We start from the raw sequence: 24669 nt of genomic DNA, 5'->3' as shown, positions 1-24669 counted from the left end.
TTTATCCTTCTTCCACAAAAGTTTTAGCCACAGACTGATTATTATTGAAAATGCAGTGAATACGCTGCTCTAATAATTCATTTGCCATAGGAAATTCCAGCAGTGATTGATCGACAATATTCTTTGAGAAATCAATATACCTGTCGCAAATGAGAATCAGATATTTCCGCTGCTCAGCAGACATCTCTTTCACTTTCGGGAAAGTCAGTTTTTTAAGAGCTTCAAAAACAACTGAGGTGCCTTCCTTCATGAACTGCTGCTTCTCCATAATCAGACGCTTGATGAATAAAAGATTGGATATAACGTCTTTCCATGCTGCTTTGCTGAATGCGTCAGCCAGCTTTTCAAAAAGTGACGCCTCTATTTTCCTGACCGAATTCATCAGAGTGTCGATCGCTTCAGGAGATTTCTGATATAGTGAAATTTTATGCTCATTTACATCTTTGATCCCATCTGCGAAGGCTCTGATCATTTTGATATCATCAAAAGCTGCGAGAATCTTGTAATATAATCCGCTGTAATAAACACCTGCAAGGACAGTAAGCTGTCTATGTTTAAGACCTTTGTCTTCAGTTTCATCGTTCTTAACAAGTTCATGGGTATCAAGGGCGATTTGGATAAGCATTGCAGTTACTGCATATTTTTCTGCTTTCGAGTCAGATATCTCCACATCATCTAGTAAAGAGATAAAAAGCAGAAGCTTGTCTTCATCAATAACAGGTGAATCAATATACCTGAGCAGATAAGGGTGGTTAACTTTTTTTTCAATCTGTTCTTTCACATCTGCTAATTTAATCTTCACATCATGCATGCCATCACCCTTGTTTCCCCTTAATTTTCATTTTCAGCCGCTATTTCTCCATGTGAATACTGCGACAAAGAGAACGGATACAAAACACCTTACACATTCTTATCTATTTTTAGCCAATTCATTGTTTCCTATTAAATATAAAACGGGCAAAAAAACCTTTTACCCGGTATCTTGTATTCAAGAGAATTAATCAAGCAGAGACAATTATATCATAAATGACAGGAACATGTCAGGACATTATCTTATGAAAATATTCTGCTCTTATTTTCCGGGGGAAAGCTATTTCTTAGCCTCACTTTCGAGTTCTCCATAGCTTGTCATAATCCTTGCATTCCCCCTGATCTTAATCGCAGAAGTATGCTCCGTAAATTGCGCAATCATTACTTCTCCCTGGTCAAGTTTTTCTGAATGGTGGAATCTTGTATCAGAGCCTCTTGTTAACCCTATGACATTAACACCGTCTTCTTTAGCCTTTATTACAATATATTCATTTCCTGATGGATTTTTCTTTTCCATTAATACCTTCCTTTGCTAAATGTTGTGATTGATAATTATTTACAAAAAAAGGCTAAAAGTTTTATCTTTCAGCCTTTGACCTTTTTATTGCCTGAACCCATTCATGAACAGAGTCCATATTTATTGTTTTATCAGAGAAAGGACTTCAGCACGTGCTCTTGCATCTTCTGCAAACACGCCTCTAACTGCTGATGTCACCGTTTTTGAACCAGGCTTTTTAACTCCGCGCATTGTCATACACATATGTTCTGCTTCGACAACAACCATTACACCATGCGGTTCAAGCTTTTCCAGGATGGAATTTGCTACAGTAGATGTAATGCGTTCCTGAAGCTGAGGACGTTTTGCAACTGCCTCTACAGCTCTGGCGAGTTTGCTTAAACCTGTTACTCTGCCATTTCGCGGGATGTAAGCTACATGGGCAACACCAAAGAAAGGCACAAGATGATGTTCACACATAGAGTAGAATGGTATATCTTTAACTAATACAAGTTCTTCATGGTCTTCGCCAAATACTGTTTCAAAGTATTCTTTAGGATCCTGGTTAAGCCCCATAAAAACTTCTTCATACATTTTTGCGACTCGCTTTGGTGTATCAAGAAGTCCCTCACGATTCGGGTCTTCACCGATTGCTTCCAATATTAAACGCACCGCATCTTCTATCTGGGCACGATTTACCTCTGCCATAATTATGCCTCCTATGTATTTACACTGTGGTAATAATATGTTCATATTAGCATAACCCCCTCATTCAGGCAAAACTGAAACTTCTTTCAATGAGTAAAATTAAATACCTGAAATAGAGTGAATCTTCTGTTTCTCTAGGACTTTAATGCAAAAAGAAAAAACCGCGAATATTTCGCGGTTTTTAGCTCAAGCATAAGCTTTAAGCACTTGTATGTAGATTATTTAACTGCATCTTTAAGCGCTTTGCCTGGTTTGAAAGCAGGAACTTTACTTGCAGCGATTTCGATTTCTTCACCAGTTTGCGGGTTGCGTCCTTTGCGGGCAGCACGTTCGCGAACTTCAAAGTTTCCGAAACCGATTAGTTGTACCTTATCACCATTTTTCAAAGCATCAAGGATTGTATCGAAAACAGCATCAACTGCTTTAGTCGCGTCTTTTTTAGAAAGTTCGCCAGCCTCAGCAACTGCGTTAATTAGTTCTGTTTTGTTCATGCCTTTCACCTCCTCCCAAATATGGATAAAACCCAGTAAAATAAGATTCCTTACATACATTTGTAAACAAAATTACTGAATTCTATACGTTATGGCGTGTTTTTGTTTAACAAGCCTTATAATAAATGATAAATTGAAATTTTTCAATCAAAAAATCATTATAAACCCTTTTACAATAAGGGTTTGGCCGCCATAACGGTAATTCTGTTAAAAGATTATCACAATCAAATGCTGTTATCAAGAATATTTCATTATTTAATGGGAATCTTTTCTTATTTGCAACATATTTGTAATACGCTGACCTGGTTTTATTACCCTTGGCGCTCAGGATGAAACATTCTTTTCTAAATTGCAGGGTTTCCATTTGCAATAAGGTGCTCTGGGTTCGGACTCAGAGCACTGGATTTTCCCCTTTTGTGTCCGAAGTTGGCTCGGATTCTGACTCATTTCGCCGAAAAAAAATAGACTCCAAAAGGAGCCTTCATTAAAGGATTATCGCAATTAATCCGCCAGAGCCTTCGTTGATGATTCTTTCTAAAGTCTCTTTGAGTTTATATCTTGCATTTTCAGGCATCAGGGACAATTTTGCCTGAATTCCTTCTCTTACAATGGAGCTGAGACTGCGTCCAAAGATGTCGGAGTTCCAGATTGAAAGTGGATCATCTTCAAAGTCCTGCATCAGATAGCGGACGAGTTCTTCGCTTTGCTTTTCTGTTCCGATGATAGGAGAGAATTCAGATTCCACATCTACTTTAATCATATGAATAGATGGAGCAACGGCTTTTAGTCTTACACCAAAGCGGGATCCATGGCGTGTGATTTCCGGTTCATCCAGGCTCATATCAGCAAGCGAAGGAGCAGCAATGCCGTAGCCGGTTTGCTTCACCATTCTCAGTGCATCGGAAATTTGGTCATACTCTGCTTTAGCATGGGCAAATTCCTGCATCAGCTCGAGCAAGTGGTCTTTACCTCGGATTTCAACACCGACTATCTCTTTAAGGACCTCATCGTAAAGATCGTCTGGCGCATATAAGTCAATTTCCGCTACGCCCTGCCCCATTTCAATTCCAGCAAGGCCTGCACGGTCAATGAATTCAAAGTCGCTGAATTGATGGACTACACGGTCAACATCTCTCAGTCTCTTTATATCCTTAACCGTTTCTTTAACTGCTTCCTGATAGCTTTCACGAAGCCAGTGATCTTCATGCAGCACCATCACCCAGCTCGGTAAATTCACATTGACTTCCAGCACCGGGAACTCGTAAAGAGCTTCACGCATAACATTTAATACATCCGATTCCCTCATGCCCTCTACGCTCATGGCCAGGACAGGTATATCATATTTTTCAGCGAGATCATTTCTAAGCGCATCCGTATTTGGGTGGTGAGGCTGGACGCTATTAATGATCATGATAAACGGCTTGCCGACTTCTTTTAATTCATCAATAACTCTTTCTTCAGCCTCAATATAGTTAGCACGCGGAATTTCTCCAATCGTACCATCAGTTGTTATGACAACTCCGATTGTCGAATGCTCCTGAATCACCTTTCTTGTTCCTATCTCAGCAGCTTCGTGGAAAGGAATCGGCTCTTCATACCAAGGTGTATTGATCATTCTCGGGCCGTTTTCGTCTTCATAGCCCTTCGCTCCCGGTACTGTATATCCCACACAGTCCACAAGCCTGATATTTACATCCAGCCCTTCTGCTACATGAACGGTAGCAGCCTGGTTAGGAACAAATTTCGGTTCTGTGGTCATAATTGTCTTGCCGGCAGCACTTTGAGGAAGCTCATCCTGTGTGCGGGCACGTTCTGCTTCGTTCTCCATATTTGGCAGTACAACCAATTCCATAAACTTTTTTATAAATGTAGATTTGCCGGTGCGAACTGCGCCAACTACTCCAAAATATATATCGCCGCCTGTTCTTTCGGCAATATCTTTAAAAATATCAACCTTTTCCAAGTGATCCCCTCCTGAAATCTTGAGTTAATGGGATAATATTATCCTATCTATTATGTTTGGACATTATATGTGTATGATGTTGTCCTACATTGTTATGACAGTTTTTTTCTTTTTTACCCCCCTATATGGAAAGTGCACTGCACCTGTCAGTCCAGCTTGAAATCCCCAACCCTATGACAGTCTGAAATGGACAGCAGGCCATTCCAAATTTCCGTTTTTATTTACAAACTCCCCTGCTCCTTTATTTCTTTGCCTTTATGCTTTTAGTCATTAGTTGAAGAGTGGTTATAAAAGTATATAAAAAAATAACCCTTCTCCTACAATATATTTTGCAGGAGAAGGGTTATGACTATTTCACCAAAAAGATTGGATCATTTGTGCCGGGATCAATTGTATAAGGCAGCGAATAGGCGGGAACAAAATCAGAATCTTCCACAAGAATATTTCTAATATCCTTTCCAGGTTCAGGTTTGTTCTCCTTATTTTTCATTGCCTGATACAAATCAGCACGATAATCTACATATACCTCAGCATTGCCGGTAACGACATATGGAAGGCTCTGGCCGCTATACGGACTGAGGGCTTTTGGCTCTTCCTTAAATCCTAATTTTTTAAAATCCATTGTAAAAACATTTTCAGCAATTTGCTCTTTATATGGCGGGAATCCATGTGCCTTAACCCTCAGGTTAATATCCCTGATTGTTTCAGCAATTCTCAAGTCAAAAATTTTCACTTTCGGATCTGTTTCTGCGTCAACAATCACATATTGAAAAACTCCGCCGGATTCAAAGGCATTTCCAGGCGGTTCTGCCATGTATTCCGGAGCAATTTTCTTAAAGTCAATTGGATACTTTTGATAAATAGGGGTTGTCTGGCCCTTGGTTTTAATTGGCAGGAGACCTCCATTTGCTTCCTTATATTGGTCCACTGCAGACTGGACAGACTGAATCTGATCCTTATAGGCAATCTGGTTTTGAGATAATTTTTCTTCAGGATACATACAGCCTGTCAGAATCAAAGCACCGCTTAGCAAAAGCAAAAACATGTTAAAAGCTTTTTTCATGTAATCAACCCTTTATGTAAAAGTGCTAGCTGCTTGTCGGACCGCTGAACACGACAATCACTATAATAATTCCGCTTATTATCATTAAAAAGTAGGCAACAATAGCTGTTATAACTTTAAAAACTCCAGCTTTCAGCTTGTAGCGGCTAAGATAAATCAATATTATAGATAAAAACATGAATCCCATAGAAGCAAGGGAAATCCACATTTTCATTAAAGCCGGCGACATACAAATCAACTCCCTTTTCCGAAATGTATTATACCATATTAAAGGGATAAATCTAAAAGCTTTTCATCACGAAAAAAATGAAGACAAAAAAAACTGAGGCAAAGAAGGGGCAATTCTTTACCTCAGCCATTTGACTAAATAACCCAGCACCCTGTTCATTACACTAGTTTGCTTCGTTGCATTGTATGCAGGAACCTGCTGTCTCGCATCATCTAATGCCTATATTTTTAAATTTATATAGATATCAGCTCTTTTTATTCCCGCTTTGATCTTCCAAAACGTTCGCAAGGTCTTCCATCTCATGTGTTTTTCCTCTTGCCATCAGAAGATCAACAGCATCCTTCGCATTAACATTATTAAAAAGGACATCATACAGAACAGTAGTAATTGGCATTTTCACATCATATTTTTGCGCCAGCTGGTGCGCTGCTTTTGTTGTTCTGACACCCTCTACGACCATGCCCATATTATCCAGGACTTCCTGCAGATTATGGCCCTTGCCAAGAAGGTTTCCTGCCCTCCAATTGCGTGAATGGACAGAAGTACATGTAACGATCAAATCCCCGATTCCTGCTAATCCTGAGAAAGTAAGCGGGCTTGCCCCCATCTTCATCCCAAGACGGGCAATTTCAGCAAGACCTCTAGTTATAAGGGCTGCCTTTGCATTGTCTCCATAACCTAAGCCATCTGTAATTCCGGCAGCAAGGGCAATGATATTTTTTAAAGCACCGCCAATTTCCACTCCAATGATATCAGGGTTGGTATATACTCTGAAATTGTTATTGATAAACAAATCCTGAATTTTTTCGGCAGCGTCCATATTTTTTGATGATACCGTAACAGTTGTCGGATGTCTGAGACTAACTTCTTCTGCATGGCTTGGACCAGATAGCACAACTACACTGTGCAGAAGGTCTCCAGGCATTTCCTCTTCAATCATTTCAGAAATCCTGAGAAGTGAATCTGGCTCAATTCCTTTACTTACGTGTACAATGGTTAGAGGCTCTTTTCTAATTCCTTTGATCTTCCCCATTACTTCACGAATGGCCTTTGTCGGGACTGCCAAAATCAAAGTGTCTGACCCGTTTAAAGCCTCCTCAAGCGATGTGTAACCTTTTATTTCTGCAGGCAGCTGAATCCCTGATAAATATTTTTGATTAGTATGATGCTTATTAACTTCCTCTATCTGATCAGGATTATGGCCCCAAAGTCTGACATCATGCCCATTATCAGCAAGCACCATCGCCAGGGCAGTACCCCAGCTGCCGGCACCAGCTACAGCTACGCTTTCTTTTTTCCGCTCCATTTGATCACTGCCTTTTAATGTATTTGGATGCATCAAGAATTCATCCGATTTCTGCCTGCCAGATACATTATAAAGCTATCCGGCCGGAGTTAACCGCATTATTTTCTTTCCCTTGCAAATATCTTAATAGGTGTGCCTTCAAACCCAAAAGCGTCCCTGATTCGGTTTTCCAGGAACCGTTCATATGAAAAATGAAGCAGTTCTGGATCATTGACAAATACCACAAATGTCGGCGGCTTCACGGCAACCTGTGTGGTGTAATAAATTCTGAGGCGTCTTCCTTTATCTGTTGGCGTCGGATTCATTGCAACAGCATCCATGACAACATCATTCAGGACGCTTGTTTCAACACGCAAAGAATGATTTTCACTGGCTGTGTTAATCATTGGGATAAGTGTATGAATACGTTTTTTCGTTTTGGCAGAAAGGAAAACAACAGGTGCATAATCCAGGAATTGAAAATGCTCACGAATATTTTGTTCAAACGCCTTCATTGTTTTCTCATCTTTTTCAACAGCATCCCACTTATTGACAACGATAACAACAGCTCTGCCTGCTTCATGAGCATAACCGGCAATGCGCTTGTCCTGTTCAATGATTCCTTCTTCCCCATCAATTACCACCAGGACAACATCGGAACGTTCAATTGCCCTCAAAGCTCTTAGTACACTGTATTTTTCTGTTGTTTCATAAACTTTCCCTTTTTTTCGCATACCCGCAGTATCGATGATGACATATTCCTGCCCATCCACTTTGACCTTTGAGTCGATTGCATCTCTTGTGGTGCCTGCGATATTACTTACAATGACCCGTTCTTCGCCAAGCATTGCGTTTACAAGAGAGGATTTCCCCACATTCGGGCGGCCAATTAATGAAAACTTAATGACATCTTCTCCATATTCACTTTGGCCATGTTTCGGGAAATGCTTGGCAGCTTCATCAAGCAAGTCTCCAAGACCAAGACCATGTGAACCTGAAATCGGAAACGGCTCACCAAAGCCAAGTGCATAAAAGTCATAAATCAAATCCCGCATCTCAGGGTTATCGATTTTATTCACACCCAGAACTACAGGCTTTTTGGCTTTATATAATATTTTTGCAACTTCCTCATCTGCGCTTGTGACGCCCTCTCTTCCGTTTACAAGAAAAATAATGACATCTGCTTCATCTATCGCAATTTCTGCCTGAAGGCGAATTTGCTCTAAAAATGGCTCGTCCCCAATATCAATTCCGCCTGTATCAATAATATTAAAATCATGAGTCAGCCATTCTGCAGAACTATAAATTCTGTCCCTGGTTACTCCCGGAATATCTTCGACAATTGATATCCGTTCTCCTACAATTCTGTTAAATATTGTTGATTTTCCAACGTTAGGACGCCCGACAATAGCCAAAACTGGTTTTGCCATGAACATCACCCTTTCAATTCTTTATTCTTAAATTGTTAAACTTGCGTCTATGATCCATAAATGACTTTTACTTAAAGTAAGCATACAGATGGCTGTCCACAATAACACTACATTAATGTTAAAACCATCCCAAACGCTTTACATTTATAAAATAAACCCTTCTCAAAGATAGAAGGGTCTAACTTAGATATTTTAACAAAGAGAAACCTTCACGGCAATGAAAAACTTGGAAACCTCCCTTAATGCTTAACAATTACATATAGCTCTTCTGTTAAGGCATGGGCAATTCCGTCTAGAATTGCTTCAAGATTGGCTGCGATGATTTCCATTTCTTTTTTATTTTCACAATGGAAAACGGCAGTTCCGGAAGGTATCTTGGATGGATTTGTTGTTATTGCAGCCAGTATGTATTTTTCAAGCACCATAAGCTAACTTCCTTTCCCATTCGTTTGCCGTTCAGTGGGCATCCTAATCGCATTTTCGAGTGTCGGAACCGCTTCGATGACTTTTAGGGCTTTATTAATATCCTTTTCCTGTGGTAATACAAATACCCCTACACGACCATCATCCAAATCCCTTTTCGCCAGCGGAACAAGCGCTGGAGTCCCGGAATCCCGGTAAACACCCAATGCAGTTGAAACATCATGTAATATAGCCTGCCTCTGCCCAAGATTGGCAATAGTGGAGCGGGCATTGAAATTTTTAGGTTTTAAAATAAATCCCATCCCATATCGCAGTACTTCCTCTTGTCTATTGGGCAAACCTATATTCATGATATAAATATTGTCCACATACAAGCCTGCTCCATCAAAACGCGGCTCCACAAACTCAACATCAACAATATCCTTCAGCCTTCCACCCGACATTAATTTCGTGGAAATCAGAATGGAAAGAACAGCTGCCGCAAGACCTCCCCATATATTAAACAGCAGATAGCCTAACGTACTAAGCAATGATGTGAATATTACAAGATAATTCCTGCTTTCAAAGGCTATTGCTACACCTTCTATATATGTTTTGCCTCTCGGAACCATTTCGTAGCTGTCCAGTTCAGTAAGTGTGTTTCTCTCCATATTTCTGACTTCTCTAAACTGGGATGCAGCCAGAGTCAGAAAGGTGATGGCTGTGAAGTCTTCCTCCATAATTGAAGGAATAGCCACCGTTCCAAGGCCTGCAGCAATGAACCCTAAAGCAACATGAATAATTTTCCCATGCAAATATGTAGGATATTGACGATAATCGGTCCGAAGCATATAAATACGGGTCAAGGTTCCAGCTGCCAGACCAAAAAGGATCGGGTACGTATATTCACTCATGATAATTTTTGTTTCTCCCTTTCAAAATGTTTAAAGTTGGCTTCTATATATTTGACCGCCCAATGCACTGCAATCCATAAAGCAGATATGGAAATTGAAATGGCCATGATATCCAGAAATGCCAATGATCCAATCGTATACGGAAAGGAAAATGGTTTAAGGATAATTGCATACAGAACTTCTCCCTGGATGCCCCCGAGCAATATTAGCGGCAGTCTGAGCATTCTGTTTTTTTGCAGGAGTACAGCCAGATAAACCAGAAGGACTGAGAGCATCCATTTACGGGAGAGTATCACCCAAACAGGATCAAACAGTTCAAAAAGGTGAAATGTGACATAGGCCATCATCAGGATGAATGTGCAAAAAAGGAAATATAGTTTGCTCAGTTTTTTTAGTCTCCCGGCAAAAATATAAAGGGATACAAGCAGAAAAAGGCCAGCAATACCAGTTTCAAAATTGAAGATATTAAGTGTCCAGGGTGACAGCATAATGAATAGCAAGATCCAGGCAGACAATAAAAACCTGTATTTATTAGTTCGAGCCATAAAAAAAGTCGCCATAATCCAAACCATCCAGGAAATCCAATAGAAAATTAATCCTTCCATTCTCTACCTCCTATCATTTCCATTATGGCTACATCGTATGTAAATTAACCCTGTAAGTTCAAAAGGTGCGTCTATGGAATCCCAGTTTCCTTTTTTGCATAATTCTCTTCCGCTCACTTCATCTTATTAATATGGAGGTGTTAATTATGGGCAAAGACAGACAGGAAAAAAAGCTGAAGAACAGCGGAAAAGTGGAATCCGATCGCGACCAGGCACTTCATTATCCTGGAGCTTCCAAGCTGCAGAGTCCCGAAGAAGCCAGATCTCTGAATGATTCGAAATACAGTTAAGAAAAGCTGCTGCGCCTTGCTATGCACTGCAGCCTGAATGAAAAAATAGCTCTCGTCAAATGACGAGAGCTATTTTTGGATGGTCCGTCTGGAATATGCTTTTGTATCAATGCCGCGTTCATTCAGCCAATGGTGGGTTCTTCCAGAAATGATAATCGGAGACTGCTGGAGTCCCGCAATGCTTTCTGCCCCCAAGGCAGTCATAATCATCTTCAATTCAGAATGAATATGGTTAATCTCTTCAATAAGTGCCTCAAGTCCTTCTTTCATTAGAACCTTTAAAAAGAATCCAGCCATTCCAGCAGCCCCTGCACCAAGAGCAATCGCCTTTGCTATTTCATGGCTTGTCCGGATGCCCCCGGAAGCAATGACAGCAACGCCTGCTTCCAAAGATGCTGCTTCTGCAATGGAGACAGCAGTCGGGATTCCCCACTCATCGAAAAACGATAAAAGTCTATCTCTTCTTGCATTTTCAATGCGGGAGAAATTTGTTCCGCCAAATCCGCCGATATCAATTGCTGTAACGCCGGCTGAAGCAAGCATTGAAGCAGTTTCTTTATTTATGCCAAACCCGACTTCCTTTACTACTACTGGTACTCCGGAATGGGAGACGATATTTTCGATTCTTTTTAATGCCCCGCGAAAATCCCGGTCCCCTTCCGGCATGGTCAATTCCTGGACAGCATTTAAGTGAATTTGCAGAGCATCTGCTTCAATCATATCAACTGCTGCTTTTGCCTGATCGATTGTAGCTTCGCTTCCTAAGTTGCCCAAAATAATTCCTCGGGGGTTCTCTCTCCTGACAATCCTGTAGGATTCAGCTTCACTCGGGTCCTTGAGTGCAGACATCTGGGACCCTACTGCCATAGCAAGGCCTGTTGATTTGGCAGCCAAGGCGAGATCCCGGTTAATTTGAACCGTTCTTTCTCCCCCGCCTCCTGTCATGGCATTTATAAAAATTGGCGAACTTAATGAAAGTTCGCCAATTGAAGTGCCTAAATCTGCCTGATCAAGAAACGCATCAGGAAGGCTTTGATGAAGAAAAACAATATCCGCTAAACCGGTATTGCTGCTTTGGCCTGTTGCTAAAGCATGCTGGATATGATCCCATTTACGTTTTGATCTTGACACAATTTATCACCATTACTTTTTTAAATTCTTTAGCTGGTCGCCAATCATATCACCAAGCGAGAAGCCTTTAGTTTCTTCAGGAAGTTCATAGTCAGTCACTTCTTCCTGCTCTTTTTCAAGAAGATCTTTGATGCTCAATGACAGGCGCTGATCCTGTTCGTTCACATCAAGAACCTTCACTTTTACTTCCTGTCCTTCGCTTAGAACTTCATGAGGTGTTCCGATATGCTTATGCGCAATTTGAGAAATATGGACAAGTCCTTCAACACCCGGGAAAACTTCAACGAATGCTCCGTAGGAAACAAGTCTTCTTACTGTTCCATCAAGAGTGCTGCCTTTAGGAGCCTTCTCGCTGATATTATCCCATGGTCCAGGCAGAGTCTCCTTAATGGATAGTGAAATGCGTTCATTGTCGCGGTCAACGCTTAATACTTTCACTTTCACCTTTTGACCTTCCTCGACAACATCTGACGGCTTTTCCACATGCTCATAGGATAGCTGGGATATATGAACAAGTCCATCGATTCCGCCGATATCAACAAATGCTCCAAAGTCAGTAATTCTTTGGACTGTTCCATCCAGAACCTGACCTGCCTGAAGGGACTCCAGCACTTGATGTTTCTGCTTGCCTTTTTCTTCTTCAATTACAGCACGATGGGAAAGGATAAGGCGATTTTTATCTTTATCAAGCTCAACAATTTTAAATGTCATTGATTTGCCTTTATAATCAGTAAAATCTTCAACAAAATGAGCCTCAACCAGGGAAGCAGGAACAAATCCGCGAACACCCAGGTCTACTACTAAACCGCCTTTAACTACATCTTTTATTTCTGCTTCAAAAACTTCACCCTCATTGAATTTCTTTTCGAGGGTTTCCCATGATTTACCGGCATCAACTTTACGTTTTGAAAGAATAAGAGCATCTTCCTCGACTTTTAAAACCTCAAGCTCGAGTTCATCTCCTTCTGATACCGCATCGCCAGCTTTTTCAATATGCAGGCTTGAAAGCTCGCTGATTGGGATAATTCCATCCAGTTTGCTGTCAGCAAGGTCAACAATAACTTGCTTTTCTTCAACCTTGGTAACTTGGCCTTTTACCTTGTCACCCACCTCAAAATTTTTAACTTCTACTTCATTCATTTCCTCTGACATATGTATTCCTCCTTAATCCAATGGCTGCTTTCAAATTTTTAATCTGTATTCAACTGCCTGCCATCCAGGCAAGAACCCTGTGTCAGCAGCAGAAATACTCGAATGGCTAATTATTTGCAGGCTATTTTTCAACTGTTTTTGATTATGAAATTGTTCAGTAAGGACAGCCTTATTTTTCGAATATTTTCGCCTTTTAAAAAAATGCCTTTTTACTAACTTCTTACAAAAGAAGTTTTTTGTCAAGCAAGAAGGTCTATGAGTATTCTTCAATTAATTTACGGATCTCAGACATAATCTTATCGGTGGTTTCCTCCGCCGAAGCCTTTCTTTCTCTTAGCTCTTTCATATCAATTGGTTTCCCGTAAACAACTTTTAACTTTGAAAAAGCTTTATAAGGACCAATAATGGCGCAGGGAACGACATGCGCTTCCGACCTGAGAGCAAAAAAACCTGCTCCGGCAAGCCCTTTTCCCAGCTGTCCCGTTTTACTCCTAGTACCCTCCGGAAACAGCCCTAAAACATTTCCTTCTTTTAAAATTCCAAGCCCTTTTCTTAATGCTTCCCTGTCACTCATTCCTCTTTTGACAGGAAAAGCGTTTAGGTGAGGAACAATTTTCCCGAGGACCGGAACATTAAAAAGCTCTTCTTTGGCCATAAAATATACTGGCCTTGGAGCATTAATGCCGACTACGGGCGGATCGAGATTATCTATATGATTGGAGCATAAGAGAACTCCGCCTTCAGCAGGAAAATTTTCCTTTCCGATTACTTCAAATCTGTAAATGGGTTTTAGGACTCCATAGACTGCCGCTTTGGCAAAAGCGTAGAGATTCACTTAGAACCAATCCTTTCAATAGCCAGATCCATTATCTTATCCACTACCTGCCCAATTGACAAAGATGTTGTATCAATCTCCTTAGCATCTGCCGCTTTTCTTAATGGAGCTATTTCACGTTCTGAGTCAAGCTTGTCCCTATGGGAGATTTCCTCCTTCAGCTTCTCCAGGTCAGATGAATATCCCTTTTGGATATTTTCGTTATGCCGCCTTAAAGCCCTTTCATCCACAGAGGCCAGAAGGAAAACTTTCACTTCTGCATGGGGCAGTACGTGGGTTCCGATATCCCGGCCATCCATTACCACTCCTCCACTTAAAGCAAAGCTTTGCTGGCGCGAAACCATTTCTTCCCTAACCAGCTTATGCATGGAAACAACAGAAACAGAATTTGTCACTTCGGAAGTTCTGATTTCGTTTGTCACATCCTGCCCATCCAGATAAATTAATTGTCCTTTTTCGACTGGCTGCAGTTCAATAACTGTATTGTTTAAAATTTCCATAAGAGAAACTTCATCTTCAAGGCTTGCATTTTTCTGAATCGCTTTATAAGTCAAGGCGCGATACATGGCACCAGTATCAATATATATGTATGATAATTTTTCTGCCACGATCTTTGCTACTGTACTTTTCCCTGCAGCAGCTGGCCCGTCAATTGCAATTGATATACGTTTACTCATAGTTCCTCCTGTGTAACCCTGGCCGCATTTTCCCCAGGTTCATTCCGCTTTATTTTAACATAATAAGTCTGTATCAGTGCATAAATTAGCTGTTTTTTAAGTCTTGCAAAATTTAAAAATAGCCCCTTGAAAATTTCACCACAAAAAATAAGCAGGCTCCTGCCTGCTAATTATTTTTCCTGAAGGTTTCAAGCAGCTCAGTAAAATTCTGATCTGTAACACCTTCATACTGTGTCAGCTGCTTTAATTCCGGAAAAGCATCCATATGATGAAAGAAAAATTGAGTGATCAGCAGGAAAACAAATTGCACAATTATTAACTTAAGAATAATCCTCTCCACCGTTTTCATCATTGCCATCTCTCCAACTGGAAATATAAAATTCAGCCAATAGACTTCATCATCTATTATGATAGAGAGATATAAAAATTATTCCATTTTTCATATTTCCAGGCCTTTTTTCTTCATGGCCAATTGCCTATCGAAACAAAAGCGCAGAAGCAATTGCCTGTCCTGCGGGCTTACCTCCATGAACTGAACAGAAATAAGGGATTTACCATTTCTGGGTTCTGAGACTCTTATTACTTTACTTTTAAGCTTCAAATAATAATTTACACCGTTTTGCATGGCTAATACGAAATAAGTAAGTATTTGCATATTTGCTTTTAAGGAATTGTCCATCTTAGCGATGATTGCAGCCCCGCCTGCACTTATATCATCCGTAACGGACACAAAAGGAGAAAACTCATCATTTTCCGCATGTATTGCAACATCCACCGGTGTTTCAACCCGGACAAACTGTCTCCTTTGAATTTTTACTAAATGTTCATCCCCGGGATACGATAAAATCATCATCGGGATATTTTGCTTAACCCTTCCAAGAACCTCGCTTTCGAAAAGGTATACTGTTCCATCATCAGCCAAAAAGGTAGCCTTCAGCTGAGTACCATCGACAAGGAAAGCAGTTTTATTGGTTTCCTGATTTATTGGATAATCAATATATAAATTATTTCCTTCTCTTTCAGCAAGCTTGCATTTATACTTCTCAGGTTTTTCAGTGTACGTCAATTCGAGCATCAATGCTTCACCAATATTTATCACACTTCCACACTTCCCTATAATAAAAGGATAATCTTGTCATTTAATTATGAACGCTATATAAAAATCCTGCAATAACATTTTTATTTTATTTAGGCAGAAAGATCTAAAAAAAAGAAAGCCTGTCCGGCTTTCTCTACACTACATCTTCAAATACTGGTTCTGCATTCTTAAGCTTTTCAACTTTTTCTTCCTGTCCTGTTTCTGCATTTATATAAATCCTGTAAGTATCTTCACCCAATGTGCCCATAAATTCATAACAGGAAACTTCCTGATTCAAATCGTTAATGATTATTGCACGCCTGTCTTCCATGACTTTCAGCTGCGGATTCAACTTGGATCTTGCCTCTTCTGCAGTAATCGCAGGTTCTGTAATTTCACGCTGGTGATGAGATTTTAAATAATCTTCGGCAGAAAAAGCAGTCATCCTGCCATTGTCAAGGGCAATTTTCACACGAATGGAGTCCGGATAAATTCTTACACCATCCTGATTCGACACGAAGGTGAATACACCTAAATTGTCATATTGGGCACTCTCGAATAAATCAAGGTCTTTAAAGCCATTGTCCTTTAAAAATTTTACTGCATTATTGCTTGCCTCATTAAGGCTTACTTTTTGTTTCGCCACTTTCCGATCCAGGATAAACCAGATTGGATAGCCGCCTTTTTTGGTAATATCCATGTTTGCTTCTTCATTTGTTTTCTTGTTTTGGATACTCACACTGAAAAACCCGTAATCAGACCCCTTGCCGTTTTCCGTTACTCTGATATTCACATTCTTCCCCAAACCTGCATAATGCTGACCAATACGTGCAGCTTCTTTTTCTGTTATTTCTTTGCCCTTCAGATATTTGTAGTTTTCATCCTTTTTCTGCATATTTACAAATGCAGGCCCAAAGTCTGTCTCTCCGTAGCCTTCAACTGTTTTTTCCACTGTCTTAAAGCCATCTATGATTGTATTATCTGCAGGTTCTTTATTGGACGCGAGAGCCATTTCCACATCCATCCATCTTAAGTTCTTCTCAAGAACCATATGCTGTACTTTACGCAAATCCTGCTGAACATCCGCAGATTGCTTATAAAGCTGTTTGAGAGTTTGGTATTCCTTTTCCGATAATGGTTCCTTCTCTAAATCTCTTACTGCTGTCCGATAACTGAAATCTCCGATATTGGATAGAAACTCTTCGGTTTTATTGAAAGGAAGAAGTGTTAGAGGCAGCTGGCCCACGTCCGAGTGGGCTTCTGAAGTCAATCTCCATACTTCTGCCAATTCAGGTGATAGTGAAGCTCTCGAATTCATCGCTAAGGTTGTTCCGATTTTGTCATGCAATAGGTCGACTTGATAAGTTAAATCATGAAATGCTCTTTGATAGTTATTTTCAGCATTAATGAGGATTGCATTTTTCTCCCGGTGTTCCTGATAACCCCAAAACGCTGTACCGGCAATACCCAGCGCAAGTACTCCAATAAGAATTCCTCTAAGCATGATTATTCACCCCTCTATTTACAGAATATATGTTTTCCAATCCGCTTGATTTGCGGCCGTGTCCAAATCCATCCGCTTGTAGCAGTATCCGGATTAAAGTAATACAGCGCCTCTCCTGTCGGGTCCCATCCATTAATCGCATCCAGCACTGCCTTTTTTGCCGTATCATTCGGCGTTAGCCATATCTGTCCATCGGCAACGGCAGTAAAAGCACGAGGCTCAAAAATGACACCAGAAACAGTGTTTGGGAATGAAGCACTGTTTACACGGTTTAAGATAACTGCAGCGACTGCCACCTGGCCTGTATACGGTTCCCCTCTTGATTCTCCATAGACTGCATTGGCCATCAGCTGAATATCATTTTCCGAGAATCCATTAGGCACATTTGAAGCTGTGGGCTGTTTGGGAGCTTCCTGCTGCTGTGCCGTTCCCCCCGTTGACCCTTGCTGAGGCTTAGTCTGCTTGTCAGTTTCCACCCCGCCATAATGGGTAAATTTATTGCCCTTATTGATTTGTTCTTTCACATACTGTTCATTATATTTAGACGCTTTCGCGAGCTTGTTTTTTGTTTCCTGGCCTGCAAGCCCGTCAATGGGAAGTCCAAATTCATATTGGAAGTTCCTAAGTGCCCAATAGGTTCCCCACCCAAAGACTCCATCGATCTTCCCGTTGTAAAAGCCTAAATACTGCAGACGGGATTGAAGTTCTATTACATCGTCACCTACAGCCCCGTGCTGAATCACCTGATTTGAAAAGGCATTGGCTTTTTCCATATTCCCGCTCAATGGAATTCCCAGAACACAAAGGGAGATTATGAGTAAAACCTTTCCTGCCATAAATTTCTTTTTCATGGATTATAACCTCCAAAAGTCAAACTTTTATCATTGACCCTATTTTTTGTAGTCCCTGGCTTTTTATTCAATAACTTGAATCATTTATTATGGTTGCCGGCAAATAAAAAAACCCTCCATCAGGAATGGAGAGTTTTCTGTATATCAAATTGATTATTCATATGCCTTACGCTATGAGCCCTTGCTTTTTTAACTTTTCTTAAGCCCAGCCACCAAAGGAAGATCATAAATGGAAACATGATAAAAATCCAATGTTTTAGGGAAATAAGGATATAGTCGTAAATGCCGTGAAGGAGAAAAGGTATAAGAAGTGAAAAGGCTATCCATTTTCTTGTAGATGTTGCCGAGAATTTTCCTTTTCCTATATAATAGCCCATGATAACACCAAAGAGAGCATGACTGGAAACCGGGAGCAAGGCCCTCCCAAGGGCGTGTTCCACACCTAGCCCGATGAGATAGAAGATATTTTCTGCAGTAGCAAAGCCGAGTGATACCGAGGCACCATACACAATTCCATCATATGGTTCATCAAAGGTTATATGCTGATAAATAGTATAGAATAATATAAACCATTTAAAGAATTCCTCCAGCATGCTTGATGACAGAAATGCATCCGCTAAACTGGACTGCAGCACCCCTTCAGCTTCTAAAACATATTGGATGAACATGATGGGGAACACGAGCAAAGCACCAAACAAAAAAGTTTTAAAAACCATCGATATGGGTTCTGACTCATATTGATCTTTTAAATAAAAATAACTTAATAGTGCCAGTCCCGGCGCGATGCCAGCGGATAATATTCCCAGCATGAGCTGTCCTCTTTTCAATCTGTTTTCTTAATCGTATCATGATATAGAAAGAATTAAAATGATTATTCAAATATTGGAAAAGAAATATTTCGCTTCATATTTTAAAGCAAACATTGGGGGATTAACATGGAGAAAAAAAAGATACTTGTTATACACACAGGCGGCACCATTTCAATGAGCGAGGATGCAGCAACAGGTGCCGTAAAGCCAACAGATAATAATCCATTAACTGATAAAACAAAGGAACTTCTGTCGCTTGCAGAATTACTGGTTGAAGAGCCTTTCCACCTCCCTTCACCGCATATAACACCAAAGGAAATGCTTAAATTAAAGGAAATCATTGAAAACAGCCTTGCAAAGGAAGAGATAAGCGGTGTAGTAATTACCCATGGAACAGATACGTTAGAAGAGACAGCCTACTTTTTGGATTTGAGTGTAAAAACATCCCTTCCCATCGTTGTTACAGGTGCAATGAGATCGAGTAATGAAATCGGTTCAGACGGACTTTACAACCTAATTTCATCTATTCGTGTGGCTGCTTGTGAAGAAGCAAAAGACAAAGGGGTCCTTGTCGTATTAAATGATGAAATCCATACAGCAGAAAATGTTACAAAAACACATACCAGTAATGTTTCAACTTTCCAGAGTCCTCAGTATGGGCCAATCGGAATAGTCACAAAGAGAGGTGTATTATTCCATAACACGCCGACAAATAGAGAATACTATCCTTTGGATACGATTGTAAAAAAAGTCACACTTATTAAAGCTTTTGCCGGAATGGATTCCGCTTTGCTTCATGCAATAGGAGATTTAGATTTCGATGGAGTTGTAATTGAAGCACTTGGACAAGGTAATCTCCCTCCTGCTACAATTGAGGGCATTAAAGCCCTTACAGAAAAAAACATTCCGATTGTATTGGTTTCCCGCTGTTTCAATGGAATTGCACAAGATGTATATGGTTATGACGGAGGCGGAAAACATCTCAAGGACATGGGTGTTATTTTTTCAAATGGACTTAATGGGCAAAAAGCCAGAATTAAACTGTTAATTGGACTGGAAACCCGGCAAAATATCGAAGAGATTTTTCAAATATAATTAAAAGGCTGATCTTAAGTGATCAGCCTTTTCTGCTTCCGCTTTCTTTATCAATTATTGCTTTAGCTATTTGACCGCCATGAAATCTCCCATTTTCAATAAAAATTTCGTTGGCATTATTCCCGGCAGCTATCACACCTGCAATAAATATTCCAGGGACATTTGTTTCCATCGTTTCAGGATTAAATTGCGGACGCCCTGTTTCGTCATTAATTTGAATGCCCATACTTCTTAAAAATCCATGGTCAGGATGGTAACCAGTCATGGCAAACACAAAATCGTTCTTAATTGTAAAAGTTTTACCATCCACAGTATATAATAGCTTATTTTCACTGATTTCTTTCACATGTGCATTGAATTCCATTTTAATGACGCCATTTCTCACTAAAGCCTCAAACTCAGGCAGAATCCATGGCTTTATGCTTGGTGAATATTCTGTTCCACGATAGATCACCGTAACTCTGGCTCCTGCTTTTACCAGTTCGATCGCAGCATCAACGCTTGAGTTTTTCCCGCCGATAACCGCTACGTCTTTATCAAAAAATGGGTGAGCTTCTTTGAAATAGTGAAATACCTTTGGAAGATCCTCGCCAGGTATTCCCATGTAATTGGGATTGTCATAATAACCGGTAGCAATTATGACGTTACCCGCGGTATAATGCCCCTTATCAGTTTGTACTTCAAATGAATTAGATTGATTTTTTTTTACATTTAGAACTTTTTCGTATGCATTAATCTTAATACTCTTTCTTTTCACCACTTCCCGGTAATACGTTAGCGCCTGGTTTCTCTTAGGCTTGTAATTTTCCGTTATGAAGGGAACCCCGCCAATTTCGAGCTTTTCACTAGTGCTGAAGAAAGTCTGGTGTGTTGGGTAGTGGTATATTGCGTTTACGATATTGCCCTTTTCGATAACAAGGGGGGTTTTACCAGCTTCCTGAAGAGCAATGGCAGCTGCCAGTCCGCAGGGTCCTCCCCCAACAATAATAGCGTCTATATTCAAGATTCTCACTCCTTAAATGCCAAAAACAAATATCAATACTGTTGTTTATAAAAAATCTCCCATCAGTTTATGATAGGAGATTTCTTATGATTATTCAAATGTTCTACTTTTAAGATTACAGTTAAATCCATCCGCGGAATCTTGAAGCTTCCGCCATTTTTCTGACACCTACCATATAGGCAGCCAGACGCATATCGACACGGCGGGTCTGGGATGTCTGATAGATATTATCGAATGATTTAACCATGACTTTCTCAAGCTTTTCTTCTACTTCTTCTTCAGTCCAGTAATAACCCTGGTTATTTTGAACCCATTCGAAATAGGATACTGTTACACCGCCGGCAGAAGCCAGTACATCAGGAACAAGCAGGATTCCCCGTTCAGACAGGATCCGTGTTGCTTCCAAAGTAGTTGGGCCGTTAGCCGCCTCCACCACAATGCCTGCTCTTATATTATGTGCATTTTCTTCAGTTATCTGGTTTTCTATGGCTGCCGGGACCAGAATATCGCAATCAAGTTCAAGAAGCTCTTTATTTGAAATTGTATCATTAAACAATTTTGTCACAGTGCCGAAGCTGTCACGGCGATCTAAGAGGTAATCTATATCAAGGCCGTTTGGATCATATAAACCGCCATAAGCATCTGAAATACCAACAACCCTCGCACCGGCATCATGCATAAACTTTGAGAGGAAACTTCCAGCGTTTCCGAATCCCTGAACAACAACTCTTGCACCTTCAAGATTAATGCCTTTTTTCTTGGCAGCTTCCCGAATGCATATTGTAACCCCTTTAGCTGTTGCTGACTCCCGTCCATGTGAACCTCCAAGTACAAGTGGTTTACCGGTAATAAAGCCTGGGGAATTAAATTCATCAATCCGGCTGTATTCATCCATCATCCATGCCATTATCTGAGAATTGGTAAATACATCTGGCGCAGGAATATCCTTAGTAGGTCCCACAATTTGACTGATTGCCCGAACATATCCGCGGCTTAGCCGTTCTAACTCACCGAAGGACATATCGCGAGGGTCACAAACGATTCCGCCTTTACCTCCGCCATATGGAAGATCAACAATTCCGCATTTTAAGCTCATCCAAATCGACAGTGCCTTTACTTCCTTTTCAGTTACATTCGGGTGAAAACGAATACCGCCTTTAGTAGGACCAACAGCATCATTATGCTGGGCCCGGTAGCCAGTAAAGACTTTTACTGTTCCGTCATCCATCCGTACAGGAATTTTCACTGTCATCATGCGAATTGGCTCTTTTAGAAGCTCATACACCTCATCAGAATATCCCAGCTTCCCTAAAGCCTTATGTATGACCGTTTGAGTCGACCTTAAAACGTCCAATTTTTCAGCTTTATTTGAATCAGTACCTTTCTCGGCTACCATTTGTAAACCTCCTAGAAAAATCACTTTCATTAGTTGTCCGCTTCCATGGAATAGTATACACCTTTGCCTAATTTATGCAAGAAGAATAATGCACTTTTCCGCATTTTTTGATATTTTCATGAAAACGCTATCAGCGCTGGTATTAAAGGGAATTTTCTGTATTCTCCCAGTACTTCTTTTCCCGCTGGAGTACAAAAGAAACATCCTATTTTCTTTTGCTGTTTTTTAAAAGAACAATGCCTTATAAATAATATTATTGCAGCTGTTTAACTATATTTGGTTTACCCAATACTTATATAATTCATGAGCTATTAATCCAGATTCGGTGTTTCACTATTATTATCCATGTATGCTAATTTATTTGATATCTGGCAAAAGAGCGACCTTCATAAAAAAAAGAGGTTGAATCCCCTCTTCCACTTTACGAGAAATATTCCATCAGCTTTTTTACAGCGCTGTTCTCGATAAGCACTTTCCCATATTCCTGAATAACGTGAATGCTTGTAAAAGCTGAATCACCGTACTCAGCTAATATGGCAATTACCCGATGAATATTTTCTCCATCTAAATCTCTTGCATGAAAAAAATACTTTTCCTTATAACAGTATAGGCTGCCTTCCTCCATCTGCACGCTGTTCAGACTTTTTGCCATTTGAATTACATCTTCAAAATCCCGGAATTCGAATAATATATCTTCACTGCCATCAACAGTTACCTGCATTTCAATAAAACCATCCTCAAGGAGCTCTTCATCCATCTGCTCCTCCATCGTAACAATCATCACCATTCCTTGTGCCTGCATGGAGAATATCTCCACTGCAACTGAGCCATGAATGTCTACACCAAATTCTTCACTTGCCTCTTCCAGCATTTCATGAAAAAGCTGATGCCATTTTAATGAATCCTTCAGGACATCTTCCTTAGTCAGTCCCCTATCATTCAAGTCATCTAAAGTGAGAAAGATTTTGATTTTATTATAATTCAAACGTTCTAAGCGCATTATAAGCCCCCTGACCTGAACCAACTCTTTGGTTTAGTGTATGAAATATTGCTTAGTTTGTGAGTCGTCTTTTTTCTGTGACTAAAAAAAGAAAGGCTCTTTTTTCAAAGATAGTTGTTTTTTGTTTATGAATTCTGCCCGTTGATTTCCGCTGCAGGCACGCAGCGAACCCGCGGGGAGGAATGCGAGCGTCCTCGGCTTCGCCTGCGGGGTCTCACACTTCCCTCTCCTCCCGCAGGACATTGGATAAGCTTCCTCGAATGAACACCGCACGAAGGAAATGCGTCAGCATTTTCGAGGATCAAGTGCCCACAGCGAAGATCAACTCAGCAAATTAAACTAAGCCATGAAAAAGCAACAAACTTTACGAAAACAGCCAAAAGAAAAGACCCGGCAATTAACCGCCAGATCTTTTGTTATAAGAGCCGTTCTTTAATCCATTCTTCCCATTCTTGCGGAGAACTGCCGGGTATAAACTGTTCATACTTCATTTTTTCTTCGCTGCCAAGGGAATCAATTCCGAATCCCCCAATGCCTACATGCAGATTTCCATAAGACTCGGTAAGTCTCTCTGAAAGTTTAAGGGTTTCCGGCACGTTGGACTTCAATGTACAGGATAGGAATAAAAACTTGGGTTTAACCACTCCAATTACAGTGTCAATATCTTCATCTGCAATGCTTGTCCCAAGGTAAACAACCTCAAATCCTCTTCTGCGCAGAAATAACGTAAAAATTAAAAGCCCTAATTCGTGAGCTTCTCCAGGTCCGCAAACTGCGACCACCTTTGGCAGAACCCCGTTATGAGGAAAGGAATGCAAAATCATCCCTATTCTTGATCTTAATATGGACGAGGCAAAATGCTCATGAGCACTGGTTATTTTCCCTTCTTCCCATTGGTGTCCGATTTTCACTAAAAGAGAGCCTAATATATCAATTAGGACTTTATCTATTGTGTAAAAACTAAAAGCCTGATTAATCAAATCATGCGCTTTCGATTCATTAAAATGAAGAAGAGCTTCAAGCAGCTCATTGGCGAGGGCACCCGACCGGTCTCCTTCCTTATCCATCTGAAGCGGCTCGGCATTTAATTCCTTGTTCTCCAGAAGGGAAACAGCCTGGCTGATGGAAAAGCCCTGATCCACTTTCCTGATCAGCCATTTTAATATTTTGATATGCTCTTCGGTGTATAGTCTATGGCCGGATTCATTTCTCTTTGGGGCAACGATTTGATACCGCCTTTCCCATGCTCTTAAGGTTCCTGGCTGAATGCCGAGCATCTTAGAAACAGCCTTGATATTATATTTACCTTCTTCAGTCGCCATGCTAAAGCCCTCCCTTCAATGCTAATTCGCAAATCGCCATGCCCGCGAGCCAGCTGGACAGCGACTAATTTCAGAATTTATCTCTACTTAAAAAGTATAAAAACGGCTGTAAGAATTGTAAAATCTGGAT

General features: G+C 40.5%; 27 protein-coding genes. 2 read left to right on the top strand and 25 right to left on the bottom strand.

The annotated features are described in order from the left end of the window. Position 1: 1 nt before the first annotated feature. The 12 genes from PBF_RS12550 to PBF_RS12495 all read right to left on the bottom strand — a co-directional run bounded on the left by PBF_RS12550 (position 2) and on the right by PBF_RS12495 (position 10396). Positions 2 to 811 (bottom strand): heptaprenyl diphosphate synthase component 1, encoded by an 810-nt coding sequence (locus tag PBF_RS12550; RefSeq protein ID WP_035330140.1) that lies wholly within the window; start codon positions 809 to 811, stop codon positions 2 to 4. Between the two features lie 279 nt (positions 812 to 1090). Beyond that, the gene (gene mtrB, locus PBF_RS12545) at positions 1091 to 1327 is read right to left on the bottom strand and encodes a trp RNA-binding attenuation protein MtrB (RefSeq protein ID WP_035330139.1); all 237 of its coding nucleotides are present in this window, start codon (positions 1325 to 1327) and stop codon (positions 1091 to 1093) included. 120 nt (positions 1328 to 1447) lie between these two features. Then, complete coding sequence (gene folE, locus PBF_RS12540; protein WP_035330138.1) at positions 1448 to 2014, bottom strand: GTP cyclohydrolase I FolE; 567 nt, start codon at positions 2012 to 2014, stop codon at positions 1448 to 1450. Positions 2015 to 2232: 218 nt separating this feature from the next. Continuing rightward, a complete protein-coding gene (hbs, locus tag PBF_RS12535; protein WP_009332755.1) occupies positions 2233 to 2505 on the bottom strand; it encodes a non-specific DNA-binding protein Hbs in 273 nt (90 codons plus the stop codon). Between the two features lie 484 nt (positions 2506 to 2989). Next, positions 2990 to 4468: a stage IV sporulation protein A gene (gene spoIVA, locus PBF_RS12530; RefSeq protein ID WP_035330137.1), complete on the bottom strand. Its 1479-nt coding sequence runs from the start codon at positions 4466 to 4468 to the stop codon at positions 2990 to 2992. A 349-nt stretch (positions 4469 to 4817) separates the two neighbouring features. Beyond that, positions 4818 to 5531: a hypothetical protein gene (locus PBF_RS12525; RefSeq protein WP_035330136.1), complete on the bottom strand. Its 714-nt coding sequence runs from the start codon at positions 5529 to 5531 to the stop codon at positions 4818 to 4820. Positions 5532 to 5556: 25 nt separating this feature from the next. Further along, a complete protein-coding gene (locus PBF_RS12520) occupies positions 5557 to 5760 on the bottom strand; it encodes a DUF2768 domain-containing protein (RefSeq protein ID WP_035330135.1) in 204 nt (67 codons plus the stop codon). A 244-nt stretch (positions 5761 to 6004) separates the two neighbouring features. Continuing rightward, positions 6005 to 7066, bottom strand: a complete 1062-nt coding sequence (locus PBF_RS12515; protein WP_200870045.1) for an NAD(P)H-dependent glycerol-3-phosphate dehydrogenase — start codon at positions 7064 to 7066, stop codon at positions 6005 to 6007. A 98-nt stretch (positions 7067 to 7164) separates the two neighbouring features. Then, on the bottom strand, positions 7165 to 8475 hold the full coding sequence (der, locus tag PBF_RS12510; protein ID WP_035330133.1) for a ribosome biogenesis GTPase Der: 1311 nt from the start codon (positions 8473 to 8475) through the stop codon (positions 7165 to 7167). A 239-nt stretch (positions 8476 to 8714) separates the two neighbouring features. Beyond that, positions 8715 to 8900 (bottom strand): capping complex subunit for YIEGIA, encoded by a 186-nt coding sequence (locus PBF_RS12505; RefSeq protein ID WP_035330132.1) that lies wholly within the window; start codon positions 8898 to 8900, stop codon positions 8715 to 8717. A gap of 3 nt (positions 8901 to 8903) precedes the next feature. Beyond that, a complete protein-coding gene (locus tag PBF_RS12500) occupies positions 8904 to 9791 on the bottom strand; it encodes a YIEGIA family protein (RefSeq protein ID WP_035330131.1) in 888 nt (295 codons plus the stop codon). Next, positions 9788 to 10396, bottom strand: coding sequence for a YphA family membrane protein (locus PBF_RS12495; protein ID WP_035330130.1), 609 nt, complete (start codon positions 10394 to 10396; stop codon positions 9788 to 9790). Before PBF_RS12495 ends, PBF_RS12500 begins: the two co-directional genes overlap by 4 nt. A 146-nt stretch (positions 10397 to 10542) precedes the next feature. Here PBF_RS12495 and PBF_RS25180 point away from each other — a divergent pair, with 146 nt between their 5' ends. Next, complete coding sequence (locus PBF_RS25180; protein WP_064503414.1) at positions 10543 to 10686, top strand: YpzI family protein; 144 nt, start codon at positions 10543 to 10545, stop codon at positions 10684 to 10686. 69 nt (positions 10687 to 10755) lie between these two features. Here PBF_RS25180 and fni read toward each other — a convergent pair whose 3' ends face one another. The 9 genes from fni to prsW all read right to left on the bottom strand — a co-directional run bounded on the left by fni (position 10756) and on the right by prsW (position 18723). Beyond that, positions 10756 to 11817, bottom strand: coding sequence for a type 2 isopentenyl-diphosphate Delta-isomerase (gene fni / locus PBF_RS12490; protein ID WP_035330128.1), 1062 nt, complete (start codon positions 11815 to 11817; stop codon positions 10756 to 10758). A 12-nt stretch (positions 11818 to 11829) separates the two neighbouring features. Further along, positions 11830 to 12969, bottom strand: coding sequence for a 30S ribosomal protein S1 (gene rpsA / locus PBF_RS12485; protein WP_035330127.1), 1140 nt, complete (start codon positions 12967 to 12969; stop codon positions 11830 to 11832). Positions 12970 to 13222: 253 nt separating this feature from the next. Continuing rightward, entirely contained in the window at positions 13223 to 13804 is a 582-nt protein-coding gene (locus PBF_RS12480) for a lysophospholipid acyltransferase family protein (RefSeq protein ID WP_035330126.1), read from the bottom strand. Continuing rightward, entirely contained in the window at positions 13801 to 14481 is a 681-nt protein-coding gene (gene cmk / locus PBF_RS12475) for a (d)CMP kinase (protein ID WP_035330125.1), read from the bottom strand. Before cmk ends, PBF_RS12480 begins: the two co-directional genes overlap by 4 nt. Before the next feature lie 166 nt (positions 14482 to 14647). Beyond that, the gene (locus PBF_RS12470) at positions 14648 to 14833 is read right to left on the bottom strand and encodes a YpfB family protein (RefSeq protein ID WP_386852051.1); all 186 of its coding nucleotides are present in this window, start codon (positions 14831 to 14833) and stop codon (positions 14648 to 14650) included. 87 nt (positions 14834 to 14920) lie between these two features. Continuing rightward, complete coding sequence (locus PBF_RS12465) at positions 14921 to 15580, bottom strand: flagellar brake protein (RefSeq protein ID WP_035330124.1); 660 nt, start codon at positions 15578 to 15580, stop codon at positions 14921 to 14923. A gap of 133 nt (positions 15581 to 15713) precedes the next feature. Then, the gene (ypeB, locus tag PBF_RS12460; RefSeq protein WP_035330123.1) at positions 15714 to 17063 is read right to left on the bottom strand and encodes a germination protein YpeB; all 1350 of its coding nucleotides are present in this window, start codon (positions 17061 to 17063) and stop codon (positions 15714 to 15716) included. Between the two features lie 14 nt (positions 17064 to 17077). Continuing rightward, a complete protein-coding gene (gene sleB, locus PBF_RS12455) occupies positions 17078 to 17914 on the bottom strand; it encodes a spore cortex-lytic enzyme (RefSeq protein WP_035330122.1) in 837 nt (278 codons plus the stop codon). Between the two features lie 119 nt (positions 17915 to 18033). Further along, entirely contained in the window at positions 18034 to 18723 is a 690-nt protein-coding gene (prsW, locus tag PBF_RS12450) for a glutamic-type intramembrane protease PrsW (protein WP_035330121.1), read from the bottom strand. Positions 18724 to 18849: 126 nt separating this feature from the next. Here prsW and PBF_RS12445 point away from each other — a divergent pair, with 126 nt between their 5' ends. Beyond that, positions 18850 to 19818, top strand: a complete 969-nt coding sequence (locus tag PBF_RS12445) for an asparaginase (RefSeq protein WP_035330120.1) — start codon at positions 18850 to 18852, stop codon at positions 19816 to 19818. A 22-nt stretch (positions 19819 to 19840) separates the two neighbouring features. Here the strand turns inward: PBF_RS12445 and PBF_RS12440 are convergent, their stop codons facing one another. The 4 genes from PBF_RS12440 to PBF_RS12425 all read right to left on the bottom strand — a co-directional run bounded on the left by PBF_RS12440 (position 19841) and on the right by PBF_RS12425 (position 24539). Beyond that, positions 19841 to 20821 carry a YpdA family putative bacillithiol disulfide reductase gene (locus tag PBF_RS12440; RefSeq protein ID WP_035330119.1) on the bottom strand — a complete coding sequence of 327 codons (981 nt, stop codon included), beginning with the start codon at positions 20819 to 20821 and terminating at the stop codon, positions 19841 to 19843. Positions 20822 to 20942: 121 nt separating this feature from the next. Continuing rightward, the gene (locus PBF_RS12435) at positions 20943 to 22217 is read right to left on the bottom strand and encodes a Glu/Leu/Phe/Val family dehydrogenase (protein WP_035330118.1); all 1275 of its coding nucleotides are present in this window, start codon (positions 22215 to 22217) and stop codon (positions 20943 to 20945) included. A 421-nt stretch (positions 22218 to 22638) separates the two neighbouring features. Continuing rightward, complete coding sequence (locus tag PBF_RS12430; protein ID WP_035330117.1) at positions 22639 to 23217, bottom strand: genetic competence negative regulator; 579 nt, start codon at positions 23215 to 23217, stop codon at positions 22639 to 22641. Between the two features lie 416 nt (positions 23218 to 23633). Further along, positions 23634 to 24539 carry a MerR family transcriptional regulator gene (locus PBF_RS12425; protein WP_035330116.1) on the bottom strand — a complete coding sequence of 302 codons (906 nt, stop codon included), beginning with the start codon at positions 24537 to 24539 and terminating at the stop codon, positions 23634 to 23636. Positions 24540 to 24669 lie beyond the last annotated feature (130 nt).

This window comes from Cytobacillus firmus DS1 (assembly GCF_000565285.1).
In the GTDB taxonomy this organism is placed as follows: domain Bacteria; phylum Bacillota; class Bacilli; order Bacillales; family Cytobacillaceae; genus Cytobacillus; species Cytobacillus firmus_A.
The sequence above is the reverse complement of the archived record's forward strand: the minus strand, read 5'-3'. Positions and strand labels throughout refer to the sequence as shown.

Coding starts and splice junctions, on each gene's coding strand:
- folE (WP_035330138.1), bottom strand. CDS start 2,014: ATGGCAGAGGTAAATCGTGCCCAGATAGAAGATGCGGTGCGTTTAATA.
- PBF_RS12505 (WP_035330132.1), bottom strand. CDS start 8,900: ATGGTGCTTGAAAAATACATACTGGCTGCAATAACAACAAATCCATCC.
- PBF_RS12500 (WP_035330131.1), bottom strand. CDS start 9,791: ATGAGTGAATATACGTACCCGATCCTTTTTGGTCTGGCAGCTGGAACC.
- PBF_RS12550 (WP_035330140.1), bottom strand. CDS start 811: ATGCATGATGTGAAGATTAAATTAGCAGATGTGAAAGAACAGATTGAA.
- PBF_RS12525 (WP_035330136.1), bottom strand. CDS start 5,531: ATGAAAAAAGCTTTTAACATGTTTTTGCTTTTGCTAAGCGGTGCTTTG.
- PBF_RS12520 (WP_035330135.1), bottom strand. CDS start 5,760: ATGTCGCCGGCTTTAATGAAAATGTGGATTTCCCTTGCTTCTATGGGA.
- prsW (WP_035330121.1), bottom strand. CDS start 18,723: ATGCTGGGAATATTATCCGCTGGCATCGCGCCGGGACTGGCACTATTA.
- PBF_RS12430 (WP_035330117.1), bottom strand. CDS start 23,217: ATGCGCTTAGAACGTTTGAATTATAATAAAATCAAAATCTTTCTCACT.
- sleB (WP_035330122.1), bottom strand. CDS start 17,914: ATGAAAAAGAAATTTATGGCAGGAAAGGTTTTACTCATAATCTCCCTT.
- hbs (WP_009332755.1), bottom strand. CDS start 2,505: ATGAACAAAACAGAACTAATTAACGCAGTTGCTGAGGCTGGCGAACTT.
- PBF_RS12425 (WP_035330116.1), bottom strand. CDS start 24,539: ATGGCGACTGAAGAAGGTAAATATAATATCAAGGCTGTTTCTAAGATG.
- PBF_RS25180 (WP_064503414.1), top strand. CDS start 10,543: ATGGGCAAAGACAGACAGGAAAAAAAGCTGAAGAACAGCGGAAAAGTG.
- PBF_RS12470 (WP_386852051.1), bottom strand. CDS start 14,833: ATGATGAAAACGGTGGAGAGGATTATTCTTAAGTTAATAATTGTGCAA.
- rpsA (WP_035330127.1), bottom strand. CDS start 12,969: ATGTCAGAGGAAATGAATGAAGTAGAAGTTAAAAATTTTGAGGTGGGT.
- PBF_RS12515 (WP_200870045.1), bottom strand. CDS start 7,066: ATGGAGCGGAAAAAAGAAAGCGTAGCTGTAGCTGGTGCCGGCAGCTGG.
- PBF_RS12435 (WP_035330118.1), bottom strand. CDS start 22,217: ATGGTAGCCGAGAAAGGTACTGATTCAAATAAAGCTGAAAAATTGGAC.
- PBF_RS12495 (WP_035330130.1), bottom strand. CDS start 10,396: ATGGAAGGATTAATTTTCTATTGGATTTCCTGGATGGTTTGGATTATG.
- ypeB (WP_035330123.1), bottom strand. CDS start 17,063: ATGCTTAGAGGAATTCTTATTGGAGTACTTGCGCTGGGTATTGCCGGT.
- cmk (WP_035330125.1), bottom strand. CDS start 14,481: ATGAGTAAACGTATATCAATTGCAATTGACGGGCCAGCTGCTGCAGGG.
- der (WP_035330133.1), bottom strand. CDS start 8,475: ATGGCAAAACCAGTTTTGGCTATTGTCGGGCGTCCTAACGTTGGAAAA.
- PBF_RS12445 (WP_035330120.1), top strand. CDS start 18,850: ATGGAGAAAAAAAAGATACTTGTTATACACACAGGCGGCACCATTTCA.
- mtrB (WP_035330139.1), bottom strand. CDS start 1,327: ATGGAAAAGAAAAATCCATCAGGAAATGAATATATTGTAATAAAGGCT.